The organism is Chryseobacterium sp. L12 (genome assembly GCF_056133985.1).
Genome location: NZ_JBVYOF010000028.1, coordinates 42,736 through 66,346 on the forward strand (window position 1 = coordinate 42,736; position 23,611 = coordinate 66,346).

The window sequence follows — 23,611 nt, forward strand, 5'->3', positions numbered from 1 at the left end:
ATGAAAACTTTTAATCTATTCTTATCGTCAATTATATTCTTGCTCTTCGTTGGGTGCAGCGAAGATCTGGTTGAAAAAGAACTCAAAGGCACTATAAAAGGAGTTGTGGTAGCAAAAGGAACTAATACGCCAATTGCTAATGCTAAAATATCTACAAGTCCTTCTACAAGCAGCCTTTTTACAAAATCTGATGGAACATTTGAAGTTACTGATGTTGCTTTGGGCGACTATTCTGTGAAAGCAGAAGCTTCAGGATATGTAGCATCTTTTCAGGGAATCAATCTGAAAAGTGAAGCTCAGACAGTTAATATTATATTTGAACTGGCAGATGATAATTCCCTCAACTCGCCTCCTACAGTCCCGGTTTTGGTTTCGCCAGCAGATAATTCTGAAAATCAGCCACTTTCCGTAAACCTCACCTGGACCTGTACAGATCCGGATCAGGATGATGTTTTAAAATATGATCTTATCATTAAAAACAGCATCAACACCAGTGTTTTAAACATCAATGATATTTCTGCAACCAATTATACATTAAATAATCTTCAGTTTGGGGTTACTTATTTTTGGCAGGTTGTTGTTTCTGATGGTGTCAATCCGAAAGTTTACAGCGAGATAAAGCAATTTAAAACCAGCAGTACGCCCAACAACAGATTTCATTATGCAAAAAAAGCAAACGGAAATTATTATCTGGTATCTACTGATGAGGCAGGAAATAATTTTGCGGTTACTTCACAGTCTCAAAACAGTTTCAGACCACGATTGAATAATGATGCCAATAAAATTGCATTTTTGAGAAATGTAGGCGGAAACTTTCAGATTTTTACGGCTAAGAGGGATGGTTCAGATGTTACACAAGTTACCAATCTTCCCGTAACGGGTTTCAATAATGCGGAAATAGATTTTTCCTGGAATACCAACGGAAATCAGTTTATCTACGCTAATTTCAACAAGCTGTACCGAATTAACAGCGATGGAACCGGTCTTACCTTATTGTATACTACGACAGACGGAAGCCTCATTTCGGAATGTGACTGGAGCTATGACGGCAGTAAAATAGTTTTGAAAACGAATGGATTGAATGGTTACGGCGTTAAGATTTTCATCATAGATATGGCAGGAAATGTCATCAAAACAGTTTTATCTTCTGTAACAGGCGGAGCAGGAGGAATCAATTTTTCAATTGACGGAAAAAAACTTTTGTATACCAGAGATGTTTCAGGGTTTGAAGACGTTGCTTACCGACAGTTAGATTCCAGAATATTTATATACAATCTTGAAAATAATACCGAAATAGATTTATCAAATTTAAGTCAGAAATCCAATGGAACCAATGATCTGGATCCTAGATTTTCGCCTAATGATTCGGAAGTAATCTTCGTCAATACTTCCAATGATAATATTTCGCCAAAAAATATTTTGAAAATTACCATCAATTATAACAACAATACCTATCTAAGGACCACACTTTTTACCAATGCAGAAATGCCCGATTGGGAATAAAAGTCAATCACCTTATCTATTCTAGGAGAAGTGCCTTCCGTTTTTGGAAGGCACTTCGTATTTTATTTTTTACGGGAAAAGTTACTCTTGTTTTTTGGTTTTTTATAACCGGCTTCTTTTCTTTGCTGAACAGGATTTGCGGGTTTTGGCTTTGGTATAAAAGGTTTGTTGTTAGAATCTCTTTTTTGTACTACCAGATCATCTGTATGAAAAGGATGATCTTTTATTACAGGAATTTTCATCCCGATCAGTTTTTCGGTATCTTTTAGGTTCAAAAGATCCAATCCGTCTACAAAAGAAATAGAGCTTCCTTTTGCTCCAGCTCTCCCGGTTCTTCCGATTCTGTGAACATACGTTTCAGCGACATCAGACAATTCGTAGTTTACTACGTATTTCAATTCATCAATATCAATTCCGCGGGCTGCAATGTCGGTAGCCACCAAAATTCTGGTTTTCCCGGATTTGAAATTGTTCAAAGCATTTTGCCTTGCATTCTGGGATTTGTTTCCATGAATGGCTTCTGCCGTAATTTTGCTTTGCTGAAGTTTTCTTGCAATTTTATCGGCACCGTGTTTTGTTCTTGAAAAGACAAGTACAGAATCCGAAATATTATTTTGTAAGATGTGCGTAAGCAAATCCAGCTTATTTTCCTTCTCTACAAAATAGACCGATTGTTTAATGGTTTCAGCAGTAGAGGAAATCGGTGTTACCGATACTTTAATCGGCGTATTGAGTATAGAATCCGCAAGTTTCTGAATTTCACCGGGCATTGTTGCAGAGAAAAAAAGAGTCTGCCTTTTCTGAGGTAAAAGTTTGATAATTCTTTTTACATCGTGCACAAAACCCATATCCAGCATTCTGTCGGCTTCATCCAATACAAAAATTTCAAGATTTTTTAAACTGATGATTCCCTGTGCAATAAAATCCAGTAATCTTCCCGGTGTTGCTACCAGAATATCAACACCTTTTTTTAAAGCGGCTTCCTGATTGCCCTGTTTTACGCCGCCGAAAATCACCAGCTTTCTGAGAGGAAGATTTCTTCCGTAGGCATTAAAGCTTTCTTCAATCTGTATAGCAAGCTCTCTTGTAGGCGTGAGGATTAATGCTTTTATGTGATTGTTTTTCGGAGCTTTTCTTTCGGTAAGATTCTGAAGGATAGGAATGGCAAAAGCTGCCGTTTTTCCTGTTCCTGTTTGGGCTGTTCCCAAAACATCTCTGTGTTCTAATATAGAAGGTATTGCCTGTTCCTGAATGGGTGTCGGTTTTTCATAACCCTCGTTTTGAAGCGCATCCAGGATGGGCTTAATCAATTTTAAGTCGGTAAATAACAAATTCTTAATATGTATTTAAATAATGCGGTCGAAGCAGTTTACTTCATCATTTTTAGCAGATCTGCTAATTTTCGTAACAGAATTTTTAAGTAATATCAATTACTTTCTGGCTGAGAATGCCGCCGAATATTCTGCAAAGATAATGTAAATTAATTAAAGCCCGTTACTGTATCTTTTGCCATTCCTGATTATGCTTTAAATCTTCAAAAAACTGATAAACAACAATCAGTTCTTCGGTTCCTCTTTTACCATAATCTTCAATTGTTTTTGCTGTGCCATTACTGGGTTTTATTCGAAGATAAGATGTTGGCAGATCAGTTACATTTCGTGTGCCGTATTTGTCTTGCAGATTTTTGATTTCCAGTTCATCAATAAGTCTCACCAGCTTCAGATAATCTTCTTCTTTGATTGTTGTTTTAAAAGTTCCTTCTCTTGATTTATTAAACTCACCTTTAGAAAAATCTTTTGAAAAGTTAAAATGTTCAGCTTCCAAAACAGCAGTTCGATCTCCCTGAATGGTCATTTTATAAATCGGACAAGATCCGAAACATGCTCCGGCTTCATATTCAATTTCCGAATATTTTGCTGATATTTTTTGAGAATTGCAAGAACACAAAAAAAGAAGTGCACAGATAGCAAATAAATATTTCATTATAAAATTTTTCTAATGTCTTCCAATAGTTATTCCAAAAAACAGATGTTGGTGTCCATATCATTATTTTGGCTGCAGATTTCTTCTAAATGGGTGAATTTGTATAAATTTTTGTTATTTTGAAGTCAGAAAAAGTATTTCATGTATAATTTCCTAAAAGCGGTTGTAAAAAATATCATTCCTCAAGAAATTCTTATCAATAATGAGGACAGGTTCAGAAAGCTTCTAAAGCCTTTTTATCAGGGGAAAAATCATGAATGTACCATCTGCTCTGCACGTCTTAAAAAATTTGCAGTGCTGGAAAACGGTCAGCTTATCTGTCCTGTTTGTGGAAGTTTACCCAGAACAAGAAGACTCAATCAGCTTTTAGATCAGGAGTTTTTAAAAGCCGGGATGACTTTTCTGGAATTCTCACCTTCTAGAATGCTGTATAAAAAGTGGAAAAAAAGAAATGATATTTCCTATTATCCTACCGATTTTGAAAATGAATTTCTTTCTGATTATCAGTTTGATATAACGAACATAAGCTCTGAAAGCGAAAAATTTGATCTCATTGTATGTTATCATATTCTGGAACACATTATTGATGATAAAAAAGCAATGAGCGAATTGTACCGTGTCCTGAAAAAAGGGGGTACAGCGTTAATTCAGACACCTTTTAAGGATGGTGAAATCTATGAAGATTACAGTATAGTTACTCCGGAAGATCGTCTGAAACATTTCGGGCAGGAAGATCACGTGAGAATTTACTCGGTTTCAGGATTGAGAGAACGGCTGCAAAATGCAGGATTTAAAACCGAGGTAAAAGTTTTTGATGAGGATAGTTATCAAGGGTTTGCGAACAATGAAATTGTGATGGTCTGTAAAAAATAAAGGAGAAATGTCATATTTCTCCTTTTGCTTTTATTTAATTTTAAAATGAAATCACTCATTTATTTTTATCCGTGAAGTCTTTTCCAGATCGCGTCTTTCAGCTCCATCAATCCTTCTCCGGTGACTCCTGAGAAAAACAGCGGTTTTCTGTTTTCAGGAAATTCTGCAGATATTTCTTTTTTCAGTTCATCGTCCAGAAGATCAGATTTGGAAACTGAAATAATGAAATCTTTATCCAAAAGTTCAGGATTGTATTCTTTCAGCTCATTTTCCAGAATCTTAAACTCCTGAAAATGATCTTCAGAATCTGCCGGAATCAGAAACAATAAGATTGAATTTCTTTCAATATGTCTTAAAAAACGGTGTCCCAAACCTTTCCCTTCAGCTGCTCCTTCAATAATTCCCGGAATATCTGCCATTACAAAAGATTTGTAATTTCTGTAATCCACAATACCCAGATTGGGTGTTAAAGTGGTGAATGCATAATTGGCAATTTTAGGTTTTGCAGCAGATACAGACGATAAAAGGGTAGATTTTCCTGCATTTGGGAAACCAACCAATCCTACATCTGCCAGAATTTTAAGCTCGAAAACTACATAGCCTTCCTGGCCTTCCATTCCCGGCTGTGCAAATCGGGGAGTCTGGTTGGTAGAGGATTTGAAGTGTTCATTTCCTTTTCCGCCCATTCCACCTTCCATCAGAATGATTTCCTGACCGTCTTCCATAATTTCACCGATGATTTCGCCGTCTTCGTTTTTAGCGATCGTGCCAATCGGAACCTCAATATAAACATCGGCTCCGTAAGCTCCTGTTAACTGGTTTTTTCCTCCGTTTTCACCACGTTCGGCTTTTACGTGACGGGTATAGCGTAAAGGAAGTAAAGTCCATTCATTAGCATTTCCCTTCATGATTACATGGCCGCCTCTACCGCCGTCTCCGCCATCAGGACCACCTTTGGGAATATATTTTTCACGGCGAAGATGGGCAGAACCTGCACCTCCATGACCGCTTTTACAATGAATCTTTACGTAATCTACAAAATTTGACATAATTTTAATTCAAGGTTTAATGTTGAAGGTTCAAAGTTTTAACCTTGAATTTGTACTTTGAACCTTGAATCAAAAAATTTTAATTTTTGAATTTGAATATTAAATCAAAAATTATGAAAATTTTTGAACTTCAGCAAAAAGTTTTTCGGAAATTTCATTGATGTTTCCGACACCGTTGATCTCTACATATTTTCCTTGCTGCTTATACAACTCGGCAACTTCTGCTGTTTTTGTATAATATTCTTTTATTCTGTTTTGGATGATCTCTACGTTGCTGTCGTCTGATCTTCCGCTGATTTCTCCTCTTTTCAGAAGTCTTTCAACTAAAATTGAATCTTCAACAACTAAAGAAAGACAAACATCAATCTCATCATTCAGTTCTTCTTTTACAATTTTTTCTAAAGCTTCTGTCTGAACTGCCGTTCTCGGATAACCATCAAAAATAAATCCGGCTGCATCAGTAGGTTTTCTGATCTCGTCAATCAGCATATCTGTAGTTACCTGATCCGGAACCAATTCTCCTTTGTCGATATAAGATTTTGCCAGTTTTCCAAGTTCAGTATCATTTTTCATATTGAATCTGAAAAGATCGCCTGTTGAAATCTGCTTCAGATTAAATTTCTCAATCAGGTTTTGAGCTTGTGTACCTTTTCCGCTTCCCGGAGGACCAAACAGAACAATGTTTATCATAATTTTCTTTCGCTTCCGGCAATGGGCAGTTGGCTTCTTGCTTTTAGCTTTATTTAGTTATTATTAAATTTATTTCTTATTTATTTCACTTTTTTAAGCTAAAAGCTATCAGCTAATAGCCAACAGCGTTTTAATGATTGATTTGTCCGTCTTCCAATTGGTACAAATTCGGTAAGTTTCTTCCGAGCTCATCATAATCTAATCCGTAACCCAGAACAAATTTGTTCGGAATTTCTTTTCCGATATAATCAAGCTTGAAATCTTTCTTATATACTTCAGGCTTTAATAAAAATGAAGCTAATTTTACAGATTTCGGACGCTGTGTTTCTTTAAAATATTTAAAAAGACTCTCAACCGTATTTCCTGTATCCACAATATCTTCTACCAGAATAATGTGGCGGTCTTTTACATCCTTGGTAAGTTCCATTTTCTGGTAAACGATACCGGTAGATTCTGTTCCTGCATAAGAACTCATCTGGATAAATGCAATCTCACAAGGACCCGGATAATGTTTTAAAAGATCTGAAAAAAACATGATGACACCATTTAAAACTCCAATGAAAACCGGTGTTTCATCTTTGTAGTCTTCGTATATTTTTAAAGCGGTTGCTTTTACGATTTCCTGAATTTCGGCGTCCTTTAAATAGGGTACAAAAGTTTTGTCGTGTACTTGAATACTTTCCATAAAATTTTTCGTAGAGTGCAAAGTTACATTTTTTTGATTAAAAAATAAGGACGTTTAGTATTGCAGTTTTTACACAATTACTTGTAAAGTGTTTGGCTAAGCTTATTTAATCAGCAAAAAGCTTTCATTTAGAATTACTCAATACAAATATAATCTTCAAATCAAAATATTCAGAATAATTTGATTTTATGTTGAAACATGTTTTGATATTTTAATATTGATAATAATTTACATTTTTTGTAACAAACAATGCAAAAGTGAGACTTTTTAGTATATAACTCAATTTACATGGAAAAAGTTTTATCAGTAAAGAATCTGACAAAAAAATTCAAAAGAGTAGTGGTAAACAATATTTCTTTCGATGTAGAAAGAGGTAATGTATACGGACTTCTCGGTCCTAACGGAAGTGGAAAATCTACTACGTTCGGAATGCTGCTTTCCACCATCAATCCTACAAGCGGCGACTGGTTTTGGTTTGGTAAAAAAGGAACTGATCCCGAAACGCTGAAAAAAATTGGTGCGATTATAGAACAGCCTAATTTTTATCCTTACCTGAGCGCAGAAACCAATCTGAAAATTGTTGCGGAAATTAAAGGAACTCCAGTATCAAGAATTGATGAAGTACTGAATACCGTTAAGCTTTTAGAAAGAAAAAAAGATAAATTCAAAACTTTTTCTCTGGGAATGAAGCAGCGTTTGGCAATAGCATCAGCTTTGCTGAATAATCCTGAAGTTCTGATTTTGGACGAACCGACCAACGGCTTGGATCCTGAAGGAATTATCCAGATCAGAGAAATCATCGCAAGTATTGCAAAGCAGGGAATTACGATTATTATTGCAAGCCATCTTCTGGACGAAATAGAAAAAATATGCAGCCATGTGATTGTTCTGAAAGAAGGTAATTCTATTTATTCCGGAAGAGTAGATGAAATGACCAGTAATCAGGGCTTTTTTGAACTAAAGGCAGACCAGAATACAGTTCTTTTGAGTGCGCTGGAAGATTTGCAGTGGTTTAGTTCGGTTTCTGCTGAAGGGGATATCATCAAAGCTTATATACGTGATGATGCTTCAATTTCTGCTTCTGCACTCAATCAAAATCTTGCCGAAAAAGGTATTTACCTTTCTCATCTGGCTAAGAAAAAGAAATCTCTTGAAAATCAATTCCTTGAACTTGTAAAAAACAATAACTGATCATGATGAAATTATTAAAATTAGAGTATTATAAAAACCTGAATTATACGCCGTTTAAGGTTTTTACTATGATGTATTTTGCTATTCTGATCATCTTCCTTTTTATGGGTTTGGCAGATTTTGAACTGTTTGGTGGCACTATTAATCTGAAAAAAGAAGGAGTGTATAACTTTCCTGAAATCTGGAACTTTACGACCTGGACGGTGGCATTGCTGAAAATTTTTCTTGGTTTTATCATCGTATTTTCTATTTGTCAGGAATTTAGCAACAGAATGTTCAAGCAAAACACAATAGATGGTCTTAGCAGAGAAGAGTTTATCGGCTCAAAGCTTTTAACCATTACTGTTTTTACGATTATTTCCACCGTTCTTGTTTTTGGGATTACGCTATTTTTAGGATTAAATTATTCTACAAAAACAGATTCAGCTTTAATCTACGAAGAAATCTATTTTATAGGAAGTTATTTTCTTAAATTATTTACTTTCTTCTGTTTTCTGATGTTTCTGTCTATACTTTTGAGAAAATCAATGTTTGTATTCTTGGCGTTTTTTGTTTTATGGGTAGGTGAAAATATCATTGGTGGACTTGAAACCTTTATGAAAGTAAAAGGAACACAAGCGGCAGAACGAAATGAGATTCTTCAGAATGATTTTTTTGTTAGCAAATTGTTGCCTCTGGAAAGTATGTCAAGTTTAATTCCTAATCCAATGTTGAGGCTTAATATGGCTAAAGCATTGGGATTAAAATATGAGTTTACCTATCCTGTAGAAAGTATTTTTGTTTGTTTGGTTTGGTGCGGTTTATTCATTTTGGGATCTTATCTGATTTTAAAGAAAAGAGACTGGTAAAATTTTCTCAATATTATTCAAACAAAAAGTGATTCCATTATTGGAGTCATTTTTTTTATCTCGTCCTTTTTTCAGCGAAATCATTAAAGCAAAAGCCCCGAAATTAAAATTCCGAGGCTTTATTAAATTATTTTAATGATAATTTATTACCCAAGATATGGATACTTATAATCTTTAGGCGAAACAAAAGTTTCTTTAATTGATCTTACTGAAGTCCATCTCAGTAAATTCATTTTAGAACCTGCTTTATCATTTGTTCCGGATGCTCTTCCTCCTCCAAATGGCTGCTGACCAACAACAGCACCGGTTGGTTTGTCGTTGATGTAGAAGTTTCCGGATGCATTTTCTAATGCTTTGAAAGCTTCATTCACAGCATATCTGTCCTGCGCAAAAACAGAACCGGTTAATGAATAAGGAGAAGAAGAATCTACCAGTTGTAAAGTTTCAGCCCATTTTTCGTCTTCATAAACGTAAACAGATAAAATTGGACCGAAGATTTCTTCTACCATACTTTCATACTGAGGATTTGTGGTTTCAACAACTGTAGGATGCACGAACCAGCCTTTAGAATCATCGCATTTACCGCCGATAATTACCTCGGCTTCGTCTGAAGCATTGGCTCTGTCGATATATCCTTTACATTTTTCGAAAGAATTTTTGTCTATTACAGCGTTTACAAAGTTAGATGGGTCTTCCGGAGAGCCTACTTTTATAGAAGAGATCTGAGTCTCCATTACTTTTTTCACATCAGCCCAAATAGACTGAGGGATATAAGCTCTTGAAGCTGCGGAACATTTTTGTCCCTGATATTCAAAAGCTCCTCTTACCAAAGCAGTAGCAACCGCTTCTACGTTTGCAGACGGATGGGCGATTACGAAATCTTTTCCACCTGTTTCTCCAACGATTCGTGGATAGGTTCTGTAGTTGTGAATATTATCGCCAATCATTTTCCACATTCCCTGAAAAACTTTTGTAGATCCTGTAAAGTGAAGTCCTGCAAAATCTCTGTGTGCCAAAACTTTATCCGCAGTTTCTCTTCCGTCTGTGAAAATCATGTTAATTACCCCTGCAGGAAGTCCAGCTTCTATTAAAACATCCATAATTACTTTTGCAGAATAGATTTGTTTATCAGAAGGTTTCCAAACCACTACGTTTCCAAGCATTGCCATACAAGTTGGTAAATTCCCTGAAATTGCTGTAAAGTTGAACGGAGTTACCGCAAAACAGAAACCTTCCAAAGGTCTGTATTCTACTCTGTTCCATATTCCTGCATCAGAAACCGGTTGTTCTGAATACATTTCCGTCATAAATTCTACGTTGAATCTTAGAAAGTCGATGAACTCACAAGCGGCATCAATTTCAGTCTGGTGAACATTTTTAGACTGTCCGATCATGGTTGCCGCATTGATGATATCTCTGTATGGACCTGCCAAAAGATCTGCTGCTTTTAAGAAAATTGCTGCACGGTGCTCCCATCCAAGCTCATTCCACTGTTTTTTTGCGGCTAAAGCTGCATTGATGGCATCATCCACATGCTGCATGGTTCCTTTGTGATAAAAACCGAAATCGTGAGCATGATCCTGTGGAGACTGTAACTGAACTTTGTCACCTGTTGTTACTTCTTTTCCGTTAATGATCATTGGGATTTCAATCTTTTCAGACCACATTTTTTTGTAAGTAGCGAGAAGTGATTTTACTTCTGATGATCCCGGTTCGTAAGAAGTTACCGGCTCATTTACTGCAAATGGTACTTGCGAAATTGCTTTTGACATATCGTTGTATTGTTTGTTTTGCTTTTTTACAAATTTACAACATTTTAAAATTTATTATGTTATAAAGTACGAATAGTCTATTATCATTGATTATTGATTTCCATTTATCAGTTCAGAATGATTTTTAGCTGCTCTCAAATCTGACAGCCATTTTTCACTATGCTTATCCTTTTCTAATTCTGAAACGCGGTCGATTAAATATTTTCGCAATTTTTCAACTGACCAGCTTTTTCCGGTTGATTGAAAAATAATTTCTCGCTTCCATACATTGGGAATGAATCGTAACCAGTGTCTCCATTTTCCTTGCAATTCATATTTTCCAACGGGAATAAAGATATTTCCGTCACAATCAATAAAATGTTGATTTCTATAGAATTGGTTAAATATTGATTCGTTGTCAGAATATATAAATTCATCAAAAATAATATATTCAAGCAGATATTCTGCATCCCATTTTTCAGCAGATATATTAATTATTGGAAAGTTCATCATAAAATGGTTACCACCCAAAAATACATCAAAAATTAATAATGGAGTAATTATGATTTTAGATATTAGAATTTTTCCTTACATCTTCTCTGTTTCCAGAATTTTCAGAACCAGTTTTTCTTCATGGGTAAGATCTGCTTTGCCGTCATTTTTTTCAATAACTTCCAGTTCATCAAGATATTTCTTGATTGTATTATTTTCATAGAGATTGATGACCAGAGGATGCACATAATATTTTCTGCATACGGTACTTGTATTTCCCAGATGTTCAGCCACAATTTCCAAAGCCTCTTTTACTTTTTTCTTGTATTCTTTATTGGTTTCGGCGTAGCCGATTTCCTTAAAAGCAATAAGCGCATTTACAGTTCCTGACCAGGTTCTGAAATCTTTTGCGGTAAAATCTTCACCACTGATTTCTTTAATGTATTCGTTAACCATTCCGGAATCAATTGTATGTCTGTTTCCTTCTTTGTCAATATATTGAAAAAGCTCTTTGCCAGGGATTTCTTTACATTTTATAATCAGCTTTGCAAGACGTTTGCTTTTAAGGCTTACATCATGCATTATTCCTTTTTTTCCTTTAAATGAAAATCTTATTTTCTGCCCTTCAACTTTAACGTGTTTTCCTTTCAGGGTTGTGAGTCCAAAAGATCCATACAGTTTTTCGTAGATGCTGTTCCCTATACGAATATTGGTACGCTGCATCAGGCTTACGATTAAGGCTAAAATTTTTCTTTTCTCAAAATTTCTTAAAGCAAGATCCTTTTCCAGATGAAGGCGCATTTCTGGTAGAGCATAGCCAAACTGAAGCATGCGGTAAAACTTGGTGTGATTTCTCAAAGCACTCCATAAAGGGTGGTAGCGGTATTGCTTTCGTTTTCTGGCATCCAGACCGGTTGCCTGAAGATGACCGTTGTCTAAAGCGCATATCCACACATTTTCCCATGCAGGCGGAATCACCAGCTTGTTGATTCTGGCAATCTCTTCCTTGTCTTTGATTTTCTCTCCGTCCCTAAAATACTGAAATTTTTTTCCTCTTTTTTTTCGGATAATACCGGCAGTTTCCGCATCAGAAGTATAAATAAGGTTTACTGCTTTTGCAGAAGCCACCGGATCTTTCATAATTTTAATAATCTTTGAAGGCTTCAGATGAGAAATAATCTCTAATTCCGGCTGATCCATAAAAATTTTGGTTAAGAGTTTCTACCCCTTGAAAACAGCCATAGTAATAAACCTATAACTCCGACAACCAGAATGATTCCCCACCACATTCCTGCTTTAAAAATAGTTTCTACTGCTTCACAGCTTGTTAAAAGCATTAAACTCATTACGGTAATACTGAATAGTGTTATTTTTTTCATAAGTAAATATTTTATTGTTTTAATTTTTCAGGTTGATTGGTGTATAATAATTATTATCTATTTGATTTTATTGATTTGAATTATTTAAATTCTGTGGTAATCTCCTTTCCATTTTTTAATGGCTTTTTTTATTTCATCCCCGGAGATTTTTTCTCTTAAAGCTTTATTCAGGAGTTCCTTAAATTCATCATCGTAAGCAAAACGCAGTGCGGCAATCTGCCCAAAGCTTAGATTTTCTTCTGCTTCATCTGATCTTTCACCATAAATCTCAAAATATCTTTGCTTAAATTCAAGTCTTACCAGGCGGTTTTGTAATCCTAAAGCATAATGCTGACGAACCATAATAGATAAATACAGCAGCAGAAAAATAATAACTGAAAACAAAATCCATACAAGTTGGTTTTCATCATTTTGCAGAGATTTGTAAATCCCGTAAATCTGTAATGCCAGCAAAAGCGGAAGATAGATAAAATGATGTGGCGGATAGAATTTTCTGTGATTCTGATAATTTTGGGTGTTCATATATTGTATTGTTTTAAAAATATGGATTGAATTAGTCGGGTGCAAAGTCTGTAGTTTAGTAACAGCGATACACAGAGCTATAATAGCAAGAATCTTTCCAATTTTTTTTTGATTTGCAGCAGGGAAGAGGTGGGCAGAAGGATACTATAGGTCGGAAGTGATTTTAGATCTGCAATTTATGGTCAGTTTTGTTATAAGAAATTTACCGAATAAAAGAAAATCTTAATAGGGTATTTTAGTCAGACTCCGCGTCCGGGATCAGAAAACACTTAAACTTTGTATATATTTTAACTTTCAGGTTTATCTGCAAATCTTAAAAATCCGTAACTTTCCGTTTTTAAATCAGATAAAATGACTTCAAAAGATAGAGTAGCTGCGCTTCGGGAAGAAATGCAGAAAAATAATGTAGATGCATTTATTGTTTATTCGGCAGATCCTCACATGAGTGAATACTTACCCGAGGAATGGCAGGAAAGGGCGTGGCTTTCAGGTTTTATGGGTTCGGCTGGTTTTGTGGTAGTTACAAAAGATAAAGCAGGTTTGTGGACCGATGGAAGATACTTCACCCAGGCTCCTATAGAATTGGCAGGCTCCGGAATTGATCTTTTTAAAGACGGTATGGAAGGAACTCCTCATTATATTGACTGGATAATTTCTGAAATTGCGGCTGAAGGAAAAGTGGCGGTGAATGCTTTGGCAACTTCTCATGCCAACTGGGAAATGCTTCATTACAGATTTAACGAAAAAAACATTCAACTTGTAGATCTTCCGTTATTAAAGGAAGTCTGGAAAGACCGCGGAACTCCATCTCAGAATCCTGTTTTTGTACACCCTGTAGAAAGGGCAGGCAAATCTGTGACCGATAAAATCTCATCCATTCGCCAGAAAATGGAAGAAATGGAAGCAACAGTGCATGTTATTTCCAGCCTTGATGATGTAGCCTGGACCTTAAATCTGAGAGGAAGTGATGTAGAAAGCAATCCTGTGTTCCTTGGTTATATTATCATTACTAAAAATGATGCAATCCTGTTTACCGGACTTGAAAAAATGGAAGTGGAAGCCAGAAAACAACTGGATGAATCTTTCGTGAAAATGATGCCTTATGAAGAATTTTACAATCATCTGAAAACTTACAAAAACGAGAAAGTTTTAGTCTCACCCAACAGCAACCAATCAATTTTTGAAGCATTGAAAATTGATAATACATTTATAAAAGCTGCGCCTCCGGGAAATCTTATGAAGGCTCAGAAAAATGAAACCGAGCTGGAAGGTTTCAGAAAAGTAATGGTGAGAGACGGAGTGGCGATGGTAAAATTTCTGTATTGGCTAACCCACACTGCGGGAAAAGAAACGATGAATGAATATTCTATTGGTGAAAAGCTGCGGGAATTTCGTGCTGCAGGAGAAAATTTTGTAGGTGAAAGTTTTAACAGTATTATCGGATATAAAAATAACGGCGCTGTAATTCACTATTCAGCAAAACCGGAAGGAAGCAATGAGGTAACCAACGAGGCCAGTATTTTGGTAGATTCAGGAGGGCAATATCTGGAAGGAACGACGGATATAACAAGAACTTTAGCTTTGGGAGCGGTTTCGGAAGAGTTTAAAATTAATTCTACATTGGTTTTACAGGGAATGATCCGTTTATCGATGGTGAAATTTCCAAAAGGAACAAAAGGAGTACAGCTTGATGCCATTGCAAGACTGCCTTTGTGGATGAACGGAAAAGATTACAATCACGGAACCGGACATGGTGTCGGAAGCTTCATGAATGTACATGAAGGTCCGCAGAACATCAGAAAGGATATGAATCCTCAGGAGCTTTTGGCAGGAATGGTTTGTTCTAATGAGCCGGGATATTATGTAGAAGGCGAATACGGAATCCGTCACGAAAATCTGATTGCCGTAAAAGAAGCTGAAACAACAGATAACGGAACTTTTTATGAGTTTGAAACCTTAACGATTTGTCCGTTCTTTAAAGATACGATTGTGAAAGAAATCCTTTCTGAAGAAGAAATCAACTGGCTGAATGCTTATCATAAAACCTGCGAAGAAAAACTTGCTCCGCATCTGGAAGGAGAGGTAAAAGAATGGTTTTTAAACTTAGTCAGTCCTCTGTAATGGTATAAATAATCACTATTGATGTTGAATTGAGCTTTTTAGAAGTGTTTCTAATAGAAAACTTTGTGTTTTTCAGTAAAAACCCTGATGTTTTATTGAATAAATGATTTTATTTTTGACACCGTTAAGCCCAATAAAAGTATAATTAATTTTTGCAATCATCTTTTCGAAGGTGATTGTTTTGTTTTTAGGGATGAAGTTAGCCCTGATGTTCTATGTTAATATTCAAATTCTTCAAGTTAAAATTTTAAAGTTTTTCTGATAATCTTGTTGATATTTAATTCTATTTTTCACTACACCAAAGCAGATTCTTAAAAGTTTATTGCAAACAGCGATCAAAGCTAATTTCTTTGGTTTGCCTTTTGCCAGTAGACGAAGGTAGAGCTCCTTACAATGAACATTATGTTTCATTGCAGTCCAGGAACATACATATAGCAGACTTCTGATATGGGTTTTCGATGTTCTGCACTTTCCGGGCGAATAAGATTTCTTGCCCGATTGGTAAATCCTGGGAGCCAATCCAAAATATTTGACCAATGATTTTGCCGAATCAAAATTCTTAAAACCCGAAGTGGCTGTCATCAGTTGTAATGAGGTCTTCTCTCCAATTCCGGACACACTTTGTATTAAATCCTTTACTTCTTTAAATTCCTCATCCTGAAGCTGTGGAAGACGAAGCTCTACTTCTTTAATCTCTTTTTCCAATTGCTTCAGCCGCCTTTCATAATGCTTTTCCGTGTTGGGATTGAGATAAGGATTAAAACGAAGCGCTTTTAGCTTTACTGCATACCTGCGCTTTTCTTCCTCCAAATCGTTCAAAAGCTTAATCTCCTGATCCAAATATTCAATTTCAGTACTTTTGGGAATATAATTCTCTGGACGGAACATCTCACCATAAAGTCTGATTAATTTAGCATCTTCGGCGTCAGTTTTTGCAATGATGTTCTTCATCCTTGCAAAATGCTTGACAGACATACAGTTGATCAGGCTCGTTTCAAAACGCTTTCCTAAAGAAAGATGAAGTATCCTGCTGCTGTAATTCCCGGTAGCTTCGATAACCAGACAATAATCATCTGACGATATTTTCTTTAAAAATGATAAAATTGAGCGCTGATTGTTTTCGATATTACAAACCTGATCCTGATTATTAGAATCCTGGAAACTCATTGTTAAAATCTTTGCGCCTACATCTACTCCAATCACTTTTTTTGGTAATTTTGTCATCATAAATCTTTTTTATAAAGAGGTTTTCTTCTGATCCATCATGGTAAAAGTTTTTACCAACAATGTTCTATCCGGATTTGGAAGAAAACAGCAGCAGGGGAATAATATCAGGGACGATATCTAAGTATCATTGAAGCGTCTGCCTTTATCCTGCTGCTTTTCTTTTAGTTAATTTTTTTAACTAATTTAAGAATCAATGAAGTTTAATGCAAACTTACCATTGAACGGCGTGTCTGAGCTCTTTTTGCAGAAAGGATAAAGAAATGGCGCAAAAAAGCGAGTAGTGAAAGCAGGTTCCCGGCTTCCAGAAAAAATACATTTAGTGTGGCTAAGTTCTGTTCTGTATCTGTAACTTTAATTTTAAATGTTTGCCGGTTAAAATTCCTTAATTTTGCAGTATGAATCAGGATACCATCTGCGCATTGGCAACAGCCAACGGAATAGGAGCAATCGGAATTATAAGAGTTTCGGGAAACCAGTCTATTGAAATTGTAAACAAAGTTTTTCAGGGTAAAAATCTTGAAAAAGCCGATTCTCATACCGTACATTACGGGTTTATAGTTGATGATGAGATTAAGGATTCGAGATTTGAGATTCGAGATTCTGAAAATTTCAACCAACAACTAACAGTCAACAACCAAATTGACGAAGTGATGGTTTCGGTTTTTCGTGCGCCCAAAACTTTTACCACAGAAAATTCGGTGGAGATTTCCTTTCACGGTTCACCGCATATTGCCAAAAAAATTCTTGAAGTTCTCATCAAAAACGGAGCAAGAATGGCAAAAGCAGGCGAATTTACCATGCGTGCTTTTATGAATGGCAGAATAGATCTTTCGCAGGCGGAATCTATAGCAGATCTGATTGCTTCGGAAAATGAAGCATCCCGAAAAGTAGCTTTAAACCAATTAAAAGGCGGAATCACCAATGAGATTTCTGTTTTACGGGGAGATTTGCTCAATTTTACGTCTCTTATTGAACTGGAACTCGACTTCGCAGAAGAAGATGTGGAATTTGCAGACCGTACTGCTCTGAAATCACTGCTCAAAAAAACTGAAGAAAAATTACGCTCATTAATAGACAGTTTTCAGTACGGAAATGCCATTAAAAATGGAGTAGATGTTGCCATCATTGGGAAACCGAATGCCGGAAAATCTACTTTGCTGAATACTTTGCTGAAGGAAGAACGCGCGATTGTTTCGGATATTGCAGGAACAACAAGAGATACTATTGAGGAGGTTTTGCACATCAAAGGAACGGCTTTCCGTTTTATTGATACGGCGGGAATCCGTGAAACCACTGATCTGATCGAAGAAATAGGTGTTAAAAAAGCCAAAGAAAAAATAGAAAGCGCCAAAATTCTTCTGTATCTGTATGATGAGACAGATTCTACACCGCAAGAAGTTATTGATTTTATAAAGGAGTTTTATCGGAAAGATCTGAAAATCATTCTTCTTCATAATAAAATTGATCTTCAGAACGGTTATTTTGAAAACGAATTTGACAAAGCATTGAAATCTGCACTTTTTCCTGATTACACTACCCAGATCATAGGCATTTCTGCCAAAAACCAAACCGGAATTGAAGCTTTGAAATCAGAACTTTCAGAATATATTCAGAATCTGGAAACTCAGGAAAATACCATCATCACCAATCAACGTCATTACGAGGCTCTGCAAAGATCTCTGGAATCTGTAAAGAAAGTGGAAGATGCCATTTCCGGAAGTATTTCTACGGAATTACTCGCATACGAACTTCGTTACGCTTTGGAATATCTCGGCGAAATTTCCGGAGAGTTTACGAATGATGAGGTTTTAGGGAATATTTTTTCTAAGTTTTGTATCGGAAAATAGTTTGAACAATAAATACTAAAGTATTTGTCTTTAATAAGATTTCCAGGTATGATGATAATAAAAAGGTTAAAAATTAATGAAGATTTAGAATATTCATAAAAAACAATTGTTCAGTCAATTTGCTACTGAAAACTCAAACATGATATGAATGAGAAAAAGAAAATAAGACAGATGATTTAGTAAAAAAATATAGGAATGAATAATCCAAAAGACTGGTATAATACAGTAAAACATATAAAGACCGAATTAGAGGAAAGAAAAAAGAATGGTAAATTCCATCCATTGAATATAAAAATAGGTGAACAAGTAGACGAAATTCTTCAACTTTTTAACGAGTGTGAATTTGTTGGATTTCCAAAAGAAAATCCTGAAACATCGATTATTATTTTAAATACTATGGAAGCAGTACAAAAATCAGTCCCTAACGATTTAGATTTTATGCCTGATCATCCCTTTTTCAATTTATACATCGACTTATGTTTTTTGAGGAAAGTTTTAGACATTATAAAATACGAGTATGAGATTAATTTATGTGTGACAATTGAGCACCTCGAAAATCTTATTTATAAAAATGAAGACTATCAAAATTTAATGGAGGTTTCTCGAAAGATTGGAAGAAAAGTAATAAATAAACAATATCATCCTAATTTCTCATTGTTAAAAGAACATATTGACGAACAACTTAAATATATTGATCGAAAGAAAAGTTTAAATAGTTTTCCCAAATTAGAAAATAAAATCAAAGCAAACAAATTAGCTGATATAATTACACATCCAAATACAATTAATATTGTTAAAAGCATTAAAATTCAATACAAAAACATTAAGGGAAAGCGTTTAAAACTCTTACTTCTTGCGATGCAGGAATTGAATTTATTGCCAAAGGAAGGAATAGCAAAAAAGTTTCATGAATACTGTAAAACTGAATTTGATTGGAATATTGCAAGTTATCCGGCAATGAATGATTATGGATATAATAATATTACTGATGAAAAGGAACTTACAGAGATGAAAGTATTTCTTTCAGATATTATCAACTCAAAATAACTAAATTGTACGAACTTGTATTTTCTTGAATTACAAGTTTATTCAACTGGAAATCAATAGATTGAACTAATTATTCAATATAATTTTGTCCTGTTTAACAAGATAATTATTGAATAATGGAAGCATTAACATTCGAGCAGTTACCAACTGCAGTAACATTGCTAACTAAAGAAGTTAGCGAACTAAAAGCTTTACTGTTAAAAAATAGCGAGCAACAACTCAACCAATTACAGGACGAATTTTTAACTACATTGTACAGCAGATTTTCAATACGGGAACTTCCTGTAATGAAGCGGAGATTTTTATACTTTCCCCGAACCGAACTAAGTAATTACAAATCAGTAGATAATAGTCTGAAGCATGCACGAAGATGTAAAAATGCAGTTTTTGGAAATCAATTGAAAACCCTATTTCAATATTTACAAAATCATATTGCAACTGCTTCAATGATTGCGAAAGCGACTGGTATTCCCCAAAAAAATATTTGCAGATATAAAAGAGATTTAGAAAAAGCCGGATTGCTTTGGGAAGTGGAGAAAAAGAAATGTAAAGAGACAGGTTTTAGAGCTTGGTATATTACTGCCAATTCTGATTTCTTACCAAAGTCTGAACAATTAAGTTTATTTTAATTATGAATGCTAAACAAGCCGTTTTCGTTTGTTTTAAAAACATTTAGGTGAATTAGTATGTTTATTGTGGATAAATCAACGATAAGATTAGTACGAAGTAAATTTCATATTTTATTAATATCTTTGTGATAATATCAAATGATACTATCATCAATGCGACCACCTTATACCATAACCGATAAAATTGTAGCGTTAGTGGCTTCTATTTCAGAAAAGATAGGAGAAATTAACGCTACTCATTTATATAAACCCGCCACAGAATTAAGAAAGAAAAACCGAATTAAAACCATTCAATCGTCTTTAGAAATTGAAGGCAATACATTGACCGAAGAACAAATCACGGCGTTATTAGAAAACAAAAGAGTTATTGCTCCACAAAAGGATATTTTAGAAGTTCAAAATGCGATAAAAGTATATGAACAACTCAATACATTCAATCCTTTCCAATTAAAAGATTTAGAAAAAGCTCATGCTATTTTAATGAATGGATTGATTGACAATGCAGGAAAATTAAGGACTACCAATGTTGGAATTGTAAAAGGTTCAAAAGTAGAACACATTGCACCAAGCGGAACTATGGTAAACGGATTGATGAAAGACCTATTTCAATATCTGAAAAAAGACAACGATTTAATCCTCATCAAAAGTTGTGTGTTTCATTATGAATTTGAATTTATACACCCATTTTTAGACGGTAACGGAAGAATGGGCAGGTTGTGGCAAACTTTAATTCTAATGCAACAATACCCAGTGTTTGAATATTTACCTGTGGAATCATTAATAAAGCAAAAACAAAGCGATTATTACAACAAATTATCCGAATCCGATAAAAAAGGAAATTCAACACCATTTATCGAATTTATGTTGGAAATTATTTTAGAGTCATTAGACGGACTCTTACAATCTCAATCTGTAACACTTCATACAGAAGATAGAATACGCTTATTTGCAGCCAAAATAGGCAAGAATACATTTAGCAGAAAAGACTATATGCAGCATTTTAAAAACATATCTGCACCAACTGCAAGTCGGGATTTAAAATGGGCAGTTGAACAAAACCTTTTAACTAAATTTGGAGCATTAAGATTAACGGAATATCAATTTCGCAATGAATGATATGTTCCGATTTTAACCGATAATTTTATTTGTTTTCATAAGTTTTGACACAGAATAGGAATAAAAACCTTTAAAAACCTTTTATTAAATAAATATATTTCATTTTTTGTATCGGGAAATAATTTTACCGTACGTATATTTGTTCGCAAAGCAAATTTAATGTTCAAAAAAATAAACCTTGTAATTATTCTTGGCTTTTGTACGGTTTTTTGTACAGCTCAACAGGTTCGGCCTTCAAAATCATCTGAAATTTACCGTGACATCAAAACCCTGAAACACTTACCTAAAGTTTTATATCTTGCGGCTCATCCCGATGATGAAAATACGGGATTGCTTTCCTGGCTGATCAACGATCAAAATGTAGAAACAGCTTATTTATCATTAACACGAGGTGATGGCGGACAGAATTTATTAGGCACAGAACAAGGTGCTGCATTGGGATTAATCAGAACCCATGAGCTTTTAGAGGCAAGAAAATTAGACGGAGCCCAACAGTTTTTTACCAGAGCAATTGATTTCGGGTTCTCAAAAAATACGACTGATACCTTTAAACAATGGAATGCAGATAATATTACAGACGATGTAGTTTGGGTAATCCGTAAATTCCGTCCAGATATTATCATTTGTCGTTTTCCTCCTTCTTCTGCTGCAGGTCACGGACAACATGCGGCTTCGGCAGTTGTTGCGGAAAAAGCTTTTAAGCTTGCCGGAGATAAAACTGCTTTTCCGGATCAACTAAAATATGTTAATGTTTGGCAGCCTAAACGTCTATTATGGAATACGTTCCGGTTTGGTTCTGTAAATACAACCGCTGAAAATCAACTCAAAATTACGGTTGGGCAATATGATGCACAACTGGGAATGGGATATGGCGAATTGGCAGGATTAAGCAGAAGTTTACATAAAAGTCAGGGTGCAGGAACACAGTCTGTTGCGGGAATTAAAACGGAGTATTTTTCCCACGTTGACGGAGAACCTGCGAAATCTACACTCTTTGACAGAGTAACAAAAACCTGGACTTCACAGGGAAATGCAGACATCGATCAATCCTTAAATAAAATTATTTCCGCTTTCAATTTTAATAATCCTGACCTCAGTTTACCTGATTTGCTTGTTTTAAGGAAAAAAGTGATGGCGCTAAAGGATTCAGACCTGAAAAACGATAAAATTAAAGCTTTAGACCAAATCATTTTAAGCTGTGCCGGGTTTATGGGTGAAGTAGTCACCAATCAGGCTGAAGCTGTTGCAGGAGAAAATCACAATTTTAAATTAAATCTGATTTCAAGAGCTGAAAATCCTGTCGTTTTAGAAAATGTAAAATGGTTAAATCAATCAGAAAATTTCAACAGAAAACTATCCAAAGATTCTTTAATTACTATTGAACATACGATTCAGATTCCTGCCGATGCAGCGCTTACAGAGCCTTACTGGTTGGCAAAACCAGCCGTGAATGCGGCGACTTTCTCTGTTCCGGATGATACTTTAGTCGGTTTGCCTGAAGCAGAATCACCACTGAATGTTTTGCTAAGTTTAAGAATCGGTTCAGAAAATTTTCAGGTTAAACTTCCTTTGTCTTTCAAGAAATTAGATCCGGTACGTGGTGACGTCGTTGAAGCTTTGCGTATTGTTCCGGCATTGGAACTGAAATTTACACAACCACTTTATCTGGCTAAAGAAAATGAAGATCTGCCTGTGAGTTTAAATTTTAAAGTTAATTCAGACAAACCGTTCAATAATGGTAAAGTCAACTTTATGTTTAACGGAAAAAGATTAGGCGGAGGCGATTTAAAATCAATCAACGGCAAAGATTTCACGGTTGATTACGTAATTCCAAAAAGTGAACTTGCTAAATTAAATTCATCTCGTCTACAATTGGATGCTAATTTTGTTGCAGATGGAGTTACTTACAATAAAAAGCAGGTATTAATTCAGTATCCTCATTTACCTTCTTTACAGTATTTTGCACCTGCAACGGTAACCGTAATGAAAGGTGATATTAAGGCGAAGGTTAAAAAAGTAGGTTACGTACAGGGAGCGGGAGATTTTATTCCTGAATTTCTGCGCATTGCGGGAATTCAGGTAGATGTTTTGAAAGACGAAGATTTTTATGGCAGTTTAGATGGAAACGGCAGCCAAAATAAACTTTCACAGTATGATGCCATTGTCTTGGGTGTTCGAGCCAATAATACAGAGAAAAAGTTAGGTCGCTGGATGCCTTTTTTATGGTCTTATGTAAAAGCCGGAGGAAATCTGGTGATGCAGTATAACACCAGTCAGGATACGACAGTCGATCAACTGGGAATCTACAATTTCCGTATTGCCAATAAGCGGGTTACCGAAGAAAATGCTGAGGTTAAATTTTTAAATCCGAATCATAAATTACTGAACTTCCCGAATAAAATTACATCAGATGATTTTAAAGGCTGGGTACAGGAACGCGGCGCTTATTTCCCTGATCAATGGGATGCATCGTATGAACCGCTTTTTGAAATGCACGATACCGGTGAAGAACCTTTGCAGGGATCTACTTTATATACCAAATACGGAAAGGGTAATTTTATTTATACACCGTTGGCATTTTTCAGACAGTTGCCTGCCGGAAATTTAGGAGCAGCACGTTTATTTTTAAACTTTTTATCTGCACAGAAAAACTGATGA

At 35.3% G+C, this 23,611-nt stretch carries 21 protein-coding genes; 10 read left to right on the top strand and 11 right to left on the bottom strand.

Going from position 1 to position 23,611, the window contains the following annotated elements; genetic code table 11:
• On the top strand, window positions 1-1,503 hold the full coding sequence (locus tag AC0NBN_RS14625; protein WP_160812061.1) for a carboxypeptidase regulatory-like domain-containing protein: 1,503 nt from the start codon (window positions 1-3) through the stop codon (window positions 1,501-1,503).
• 62 nt (window positions 1,504-1,565) lie between these two features.
• On the opposite strand, the gene AC0NBN_RS14630 is transcribed toward AC0NBN_RS14625, so the two are convergent.
• Entirely contained in the window at window positions 1,566-2,834 is a 1,269-nt protein-coding gene (locus tag AC0NBN_RS14630) for a DEAD/DEAH box helicase (protein ID WP_160812062.1), read from the bottom strand.
• Window positions 2,835-2,997: 163 nt separating this feature from the next.
• On the bottom strand, window positions 2,998-3,486 hold the full coding sequence (locus tag AC0NBN_RS14635) for a DUF6438 domain-containing protein (protein WP_160812063.1): 489 nt from the start codon (window positions 3,484-3,486) through the stop codon (window positions 2,998-3,000).
• 141 nt (window positions 3,487-3,627) lie between these two features.
• Here AC0NBN_RS14635 and AC0NBN_RS14640 point away from each other — a divergent pair, with 141 nt between their 5' ends.
• On the top strand, window positions 3,628-4,359 hold the full coding sequence (locus AC0NBN_RS14640) for a class I SAM-dependent methyltransferase (protein WP_160812064.1): 732 nt from the start codon (window positions 3,628-3,630) through the stop codon (window positions 4,357-4,359).
• Between the two features lie 65 nt (window positions 4,360-4,424).
• On the opposite strand, the gene obgE is transcribed toward AC0NBN_RS14640, so the two are convergent.
• From obgE to hpt, 3 genes are all read right to left on the bottom strand, one after another.
• Window positions 4,425-5,408, bottom strand: coding sequence for a GTPase ObgE (obgE, locus tag AC0NBN_RS14645; protein WP_143883474.1), 984 nt, complete (start codon window positions 5,406-5,408; stop codon window positions 4,425-4,427).
• 111 nt (window positions 5,409-5,519) lie between these two features.
• Window positions 5,520-6,098: an adenylate kinase gene (locus tag AC0NBN_RS14650; RefSeq protein ID WP_160812065.1), complete on the bottom strand. Its 579-nt coding sequence runs from the start codon at window positions 6,096-6,098 to the stop codon at window positions 5,520-5,522.
• Window positions 6,099-6,228: 130 nt separating this feature from the next.
• Window positions 6,229-6,783: a hypoxanthine phosphoribosyltransferase gene (gene hpt, locus AC0NBN_RS14655; protein ID WP_143883476.1), complete on the bottom strand. Its 555-nt coding sequence runs from the start codon at window positions 6,781-6,783 to the stop codon at window positions 6,229-6,231.
• Window positions 6,784-7,071: 288 nt separating this feature from the next.
• On the opposite strand from hpt, the gene AC0NBN_RS14660 reads away from it, so the two are divergent.
• Window positions 7,072-7,974 carry an ABC transporter ATP-binding protein gene (locus AC0NBN_RS14660; protein ID WP_143883477.1) on the top strand — a complete coding sequence of 301 codons (903 nt, stop codon included), beginning with the start codon at window positions 7,072-7,074 and terminating at the stop codon, window positions 7,972-7,974.
• A gap of 2 nt (window positions 7,975-7,976) precedes the next feature.
• Window positions 7,977-8,822: an ABC transporter permease gene (locus tag AC0NBN_RS14665; protein ID WP_143883478.1), complete on the top strand. Its 846-nt coding sequence runs from the start codon at window positions 7,977-7,979 to the stop codon at window positions 8,820-8,822.
• A gap of 146 nt (window positions 8,823-8,968) precedes the next feature.
• On the opposite strand, the gene pruA is transcribed toward AC0NBN_RS14665, so the two are convergent.
• The 5 genes from pruA to AC0NBN_RS14690 all read right to left on the bottom strand — a co-directional run bounded on the left by pruA (window position 8,969) and on the right by AC0NBN_RS14690 (window position 12,966).
• Window positions 8,969-10,594: an L-glutamate gamma-semialdehyde dehydrogenase gene (gene pruA / locus AC0NBN_RS14670; RefSeq protein WP_160812066.1), complete on the bottom strand. Its 1,626-nt coding sequence runs from the start codon at window positions 10,592-10,594 to the stop codon at window positions 8,969-8,971.
• 90 nt (window positions 10,595-10,684) lie between these two features.
• Window positions 10,685-11,086: a hypothetical protein gene (locus AC0NBN_RS14675; RefSeq protein ID WP_160812067.1), complete on the bottom strand. Its 402-nt coding sequence runs from the start codon at window positions 11,084-11,086 to the stop codon at window positions 10,685-10,687.
• Between the two features lie 75 nt (window positions 11,087-11,161).
• Window positions 11,162-12,265, bottom strand: a complete 1,104-nt coding sequence (locus AC0NBN_RS14680) for a DNA topoisomerase IB (protein ID WP_160812068.1) — start codon at window positions 12,263-12,265, stop codon at window positions 11,162-11,164.
• A gap of 11 nt (window positions 12,266-12,276) precedes the next feature.
• Window positions 12,277-12,444, bottom strand: a complete 168-nt coding sequence (locus AC0NBN_RS14685) for a phosphatidate cytidylyltransferase (protein WP_143883482.1) — start codon at window positions 12,442-12,444, stop codon at window positions 12,277-12,279.
• Between the two features lie 84 nt (window positions 12,445-12,528).
• Window positions 12,529-12,966, bottom strand: a complete 438-nt coding sequence (locus tag AC0NBN_RS14690) for a DUF6526 family protein (RefSeq protein ID WP_160812069.1) — start codon at window positions 12,964-12,966, stop codon at window positions 12,529-12,531.
• A 351-nt stretch (window positions 12,967-13,317) separates the two neighbouring features.
• On the opposite strand from AC0NBN_RS14690, the gene AC0NBN_RS14695 reads away from it, so the two are divergent.
• Entirely contained in the window at window positions 13,318-15,087 is a 1,770-nt protein-coding gene (locus tag AC0NBN_RS14695) for an aminopeptidase P family protein (RefSeq protein WP_160812070.1), read from the top strand.
• Between the two features lie 234 nt (window positions 15,088-15,321).
• Here AC0NBN_RS14695 and AC0NBN_RS14700 read toward each other — a convergent pair whose 3' ends face one another.
• On the bottom strand, window positions 15,322-16,314 hold the full coding sequence (locus AC0NBN_RS14700; protein ID WP_228400651.1) for an IS110 family RNA-guided transposase: 993 nt from the start codon (window positions 16,312-16,314) through the stop codon (window positions 15,322-15,324).
• 395 nt (window positions 16,315-16,709) lie between these two features.
• On the opposite strand from AC0NBN_RS14700, the gene mnmE reads away from it, so the two are divergent.
• From mnmE to AC0NBN_RS14725, 5 genes are all read left to right on the top strand, one after another.
• A complete protein-coding gene (gene mnmE, locus AC0NBN_RS14705; protein ID WP_160812071.1) occupies window positions 16,710-18,161 on the top strand; it encodes a tRNA uridine-5-carboxymethylaminomethyl(34) synthesis GTPase MnmE in 1,452 nt (483 codons plus the stop codon).
• 195 nt (window positions 18,162-18,356) lie between these two features.
• Complete coding sequence (locus AC0NBN_RS14710) at window positions 18,357-19,208, top strand: hypothetical protein (protein ID WP_160812072.1); 852 nt, start codon at window positions 18,357-18,359, stop codon at window positions 19,206-19,208.
• 116 nt (window positions 19,209-19,324) lie between these two features.
• Window positions 19,325-19,837 (top strand): hypothetical protein, encoded by a 513-nt coding sequence (locus tag AC0NBN_RS14715; protein WP_474468699.1) that lies wholly within the window; start codon window positions 19,325-19,327, stop codon window positions 19,835-19,837.
• A 153-nt stretch (window positions 19,838-19,990) separates the two neighbouring features.
• On the top strand, window positions 19,991-20,953 hold the full coding sequence (locus AC0NBN_RS14720; protein WP_474468708.1) for a Fic family protein: 963 nt from the start codon (window positions 19,991-19,993) through the stop codon (window positions 20,951-20,953).
• A 159-nt stretch (window positions 20,954-21,112) separates the two neighbouring features.
• On the top strand, window positions 21,113-23,608 hold the full coding sequence (locus AC0NBN_RS14725) for a PIG-L family deacetylase (RefSeq protein WP_160812074.1): 2,496 nt from the start codon (window positions 21,113-21,115) through the stop codon (window positions 23,606-23,608).
• The last annotated feature ends 3 nt before the right edge of the window (window positions 23,609-23,611 follow it).

Excerpts from the sequence above, each read along its gene's own strand:
- AC0NBN_RS14715 (WP_474468699.1), top strand. The coding sequence starts at position 19,325 with ATGGAAGCATTAACATTCGAGCAGTTACCAACTGCAGTAACATTGCTA.
- AC0NBN_RS14660 (WP_143883477.1), top strand. The coding sequence starts at position 7,072 with ATGGAAAAAGTTTTATCAGTAAAGAATCTGACAAAAAAATTCAAAAGA.
- hpt (WP_143883476.1), bottom strand. The coding sequence starts at position 6,783 with ATGGAAAGTATTCAAGTACACGACAAAACTTTTGTACCCTATTTAAAG.
- AC0NBN_RS14665 (WP_143883478.1), top strand. The coding sequence starts at position 7,977 with ATGATGAAATTATTAAAATTAGAGTATTATAAAAACCTGAATTATACG.
- AC0NBN_RS14700 (WP_228400651.1), bottom strand. The coding sequence starts at position 16,314 with ATGATGACAAAATTACCAAAAAAAGTGATTGGAGTAGATGTAGGCGCA.
- AC0NBN_RS14695 (WP_160812070.1), top strand. The coding sequence starts at position 13,318 with ATGACTTCAAAAGATAGAGTAGCTGCGCTTCGGGAAGAAATGCAGAAA.
- AC0NBN_RS14675 (WP_160812067.1), bottom strand. The coding sequence starts at position 11,086 with ATGATGAACTTTCCAATAATTAATATATCTGCTGAAAAATGGGATGCA.
- AC0NBN_RS14685 (WP_143883482.1), bottom strand. The coding sequence starts at position 12,444 with ATGAAAAAAATAACACTATTCAGTATTACCGTAATGAGTTTAATGCTT.
- pruA (WP_160812066.1), bottom strand. The coding sequence starts at position 10,594 with ATGTCAAAAGCAATTTCGCAAGTACCATTTGCAGTAAATGAGCCGGTA.
- AC0NBN_RS14680 (WP_160812068.1), bottom strand. The coding sequence starts at position 12,265 with ATGGATCAGCCGGAATTAGAGATTATTTCTCATCTGAAGCCTTCAAAG.
- obgE (WP_143883474.1), bottom strand. The coding sequence starts at position 5,408 with ATGTCAAATTTTGTAGATTACGTAAAGATTCATTGTAAAAGCGGTCAT.
- AC0NBN_RS14720 (WP_474468708.1), top strand. The coding sequence starts at position 19,991 with ATGCGACCACCTTATACCATAACCGATAAAATTGTAGCGTTAGTGGCT.
- AC0NBN_RS14650 (WP_160812065.1), bottom strand. The coding sequence starts at position 6,098 with ATGATAAACATTGTTCTGTTTGGTCCTCCGGGAAGCGGAAAAGGTACA.
- AC0NBN_RS14690 (WP_160812069.1), bottom strand. The coding sequence starts at position 12,966 with ATGAACACCCAAAATTATCAGAATCACAGAAAATTCTATCCGCCACAT.
- AC0NBN_RS14635 (WP_160812063.1), bottom strand. The coding sequence starts at position 3,486 with ATGAAATATTTATTTGCTATCTGTGCACTTCTTTTTTTGTGTTCTTGC.
- AC0NBN_RS14710 (WP_160812072.1), top strand. The coding sequence starts at position 18,357 with ATGAATAATCCAAAAGACTGGTATAATACAGTAAAACATATAAAGACC.
- mnmE (WP_160812071.1), top strand. The coding sequence starts at position 16,710 with ATGAATCAGGATACCATCTGCGCATTGGCAACAGCCAACGGAATAGGA.
- AC0NBN_RS14625 (WP_160812061.1), top strand. The coding sequence starts at position 1 with ATGAAAACTTTTAATCTATTCTTATCGTCAATTATATTCTTGCTCTTC.
- AC0NBN_RS14640 (WP_160812064.1), top strand. The coding sequence starts at position 3,628 with ATGTATAATTTCCTAAAAGCGGTTGTAAAAAATATCATTCCTCAAGAA.
- AC0NBN_RS14725 (WP_160812074.1), top strand. The coding sequence starts at position 21,113 with ATGTTCAAAAAAATAAACCTTGTAATTATTCTTGGCTTTTGTACGGTT.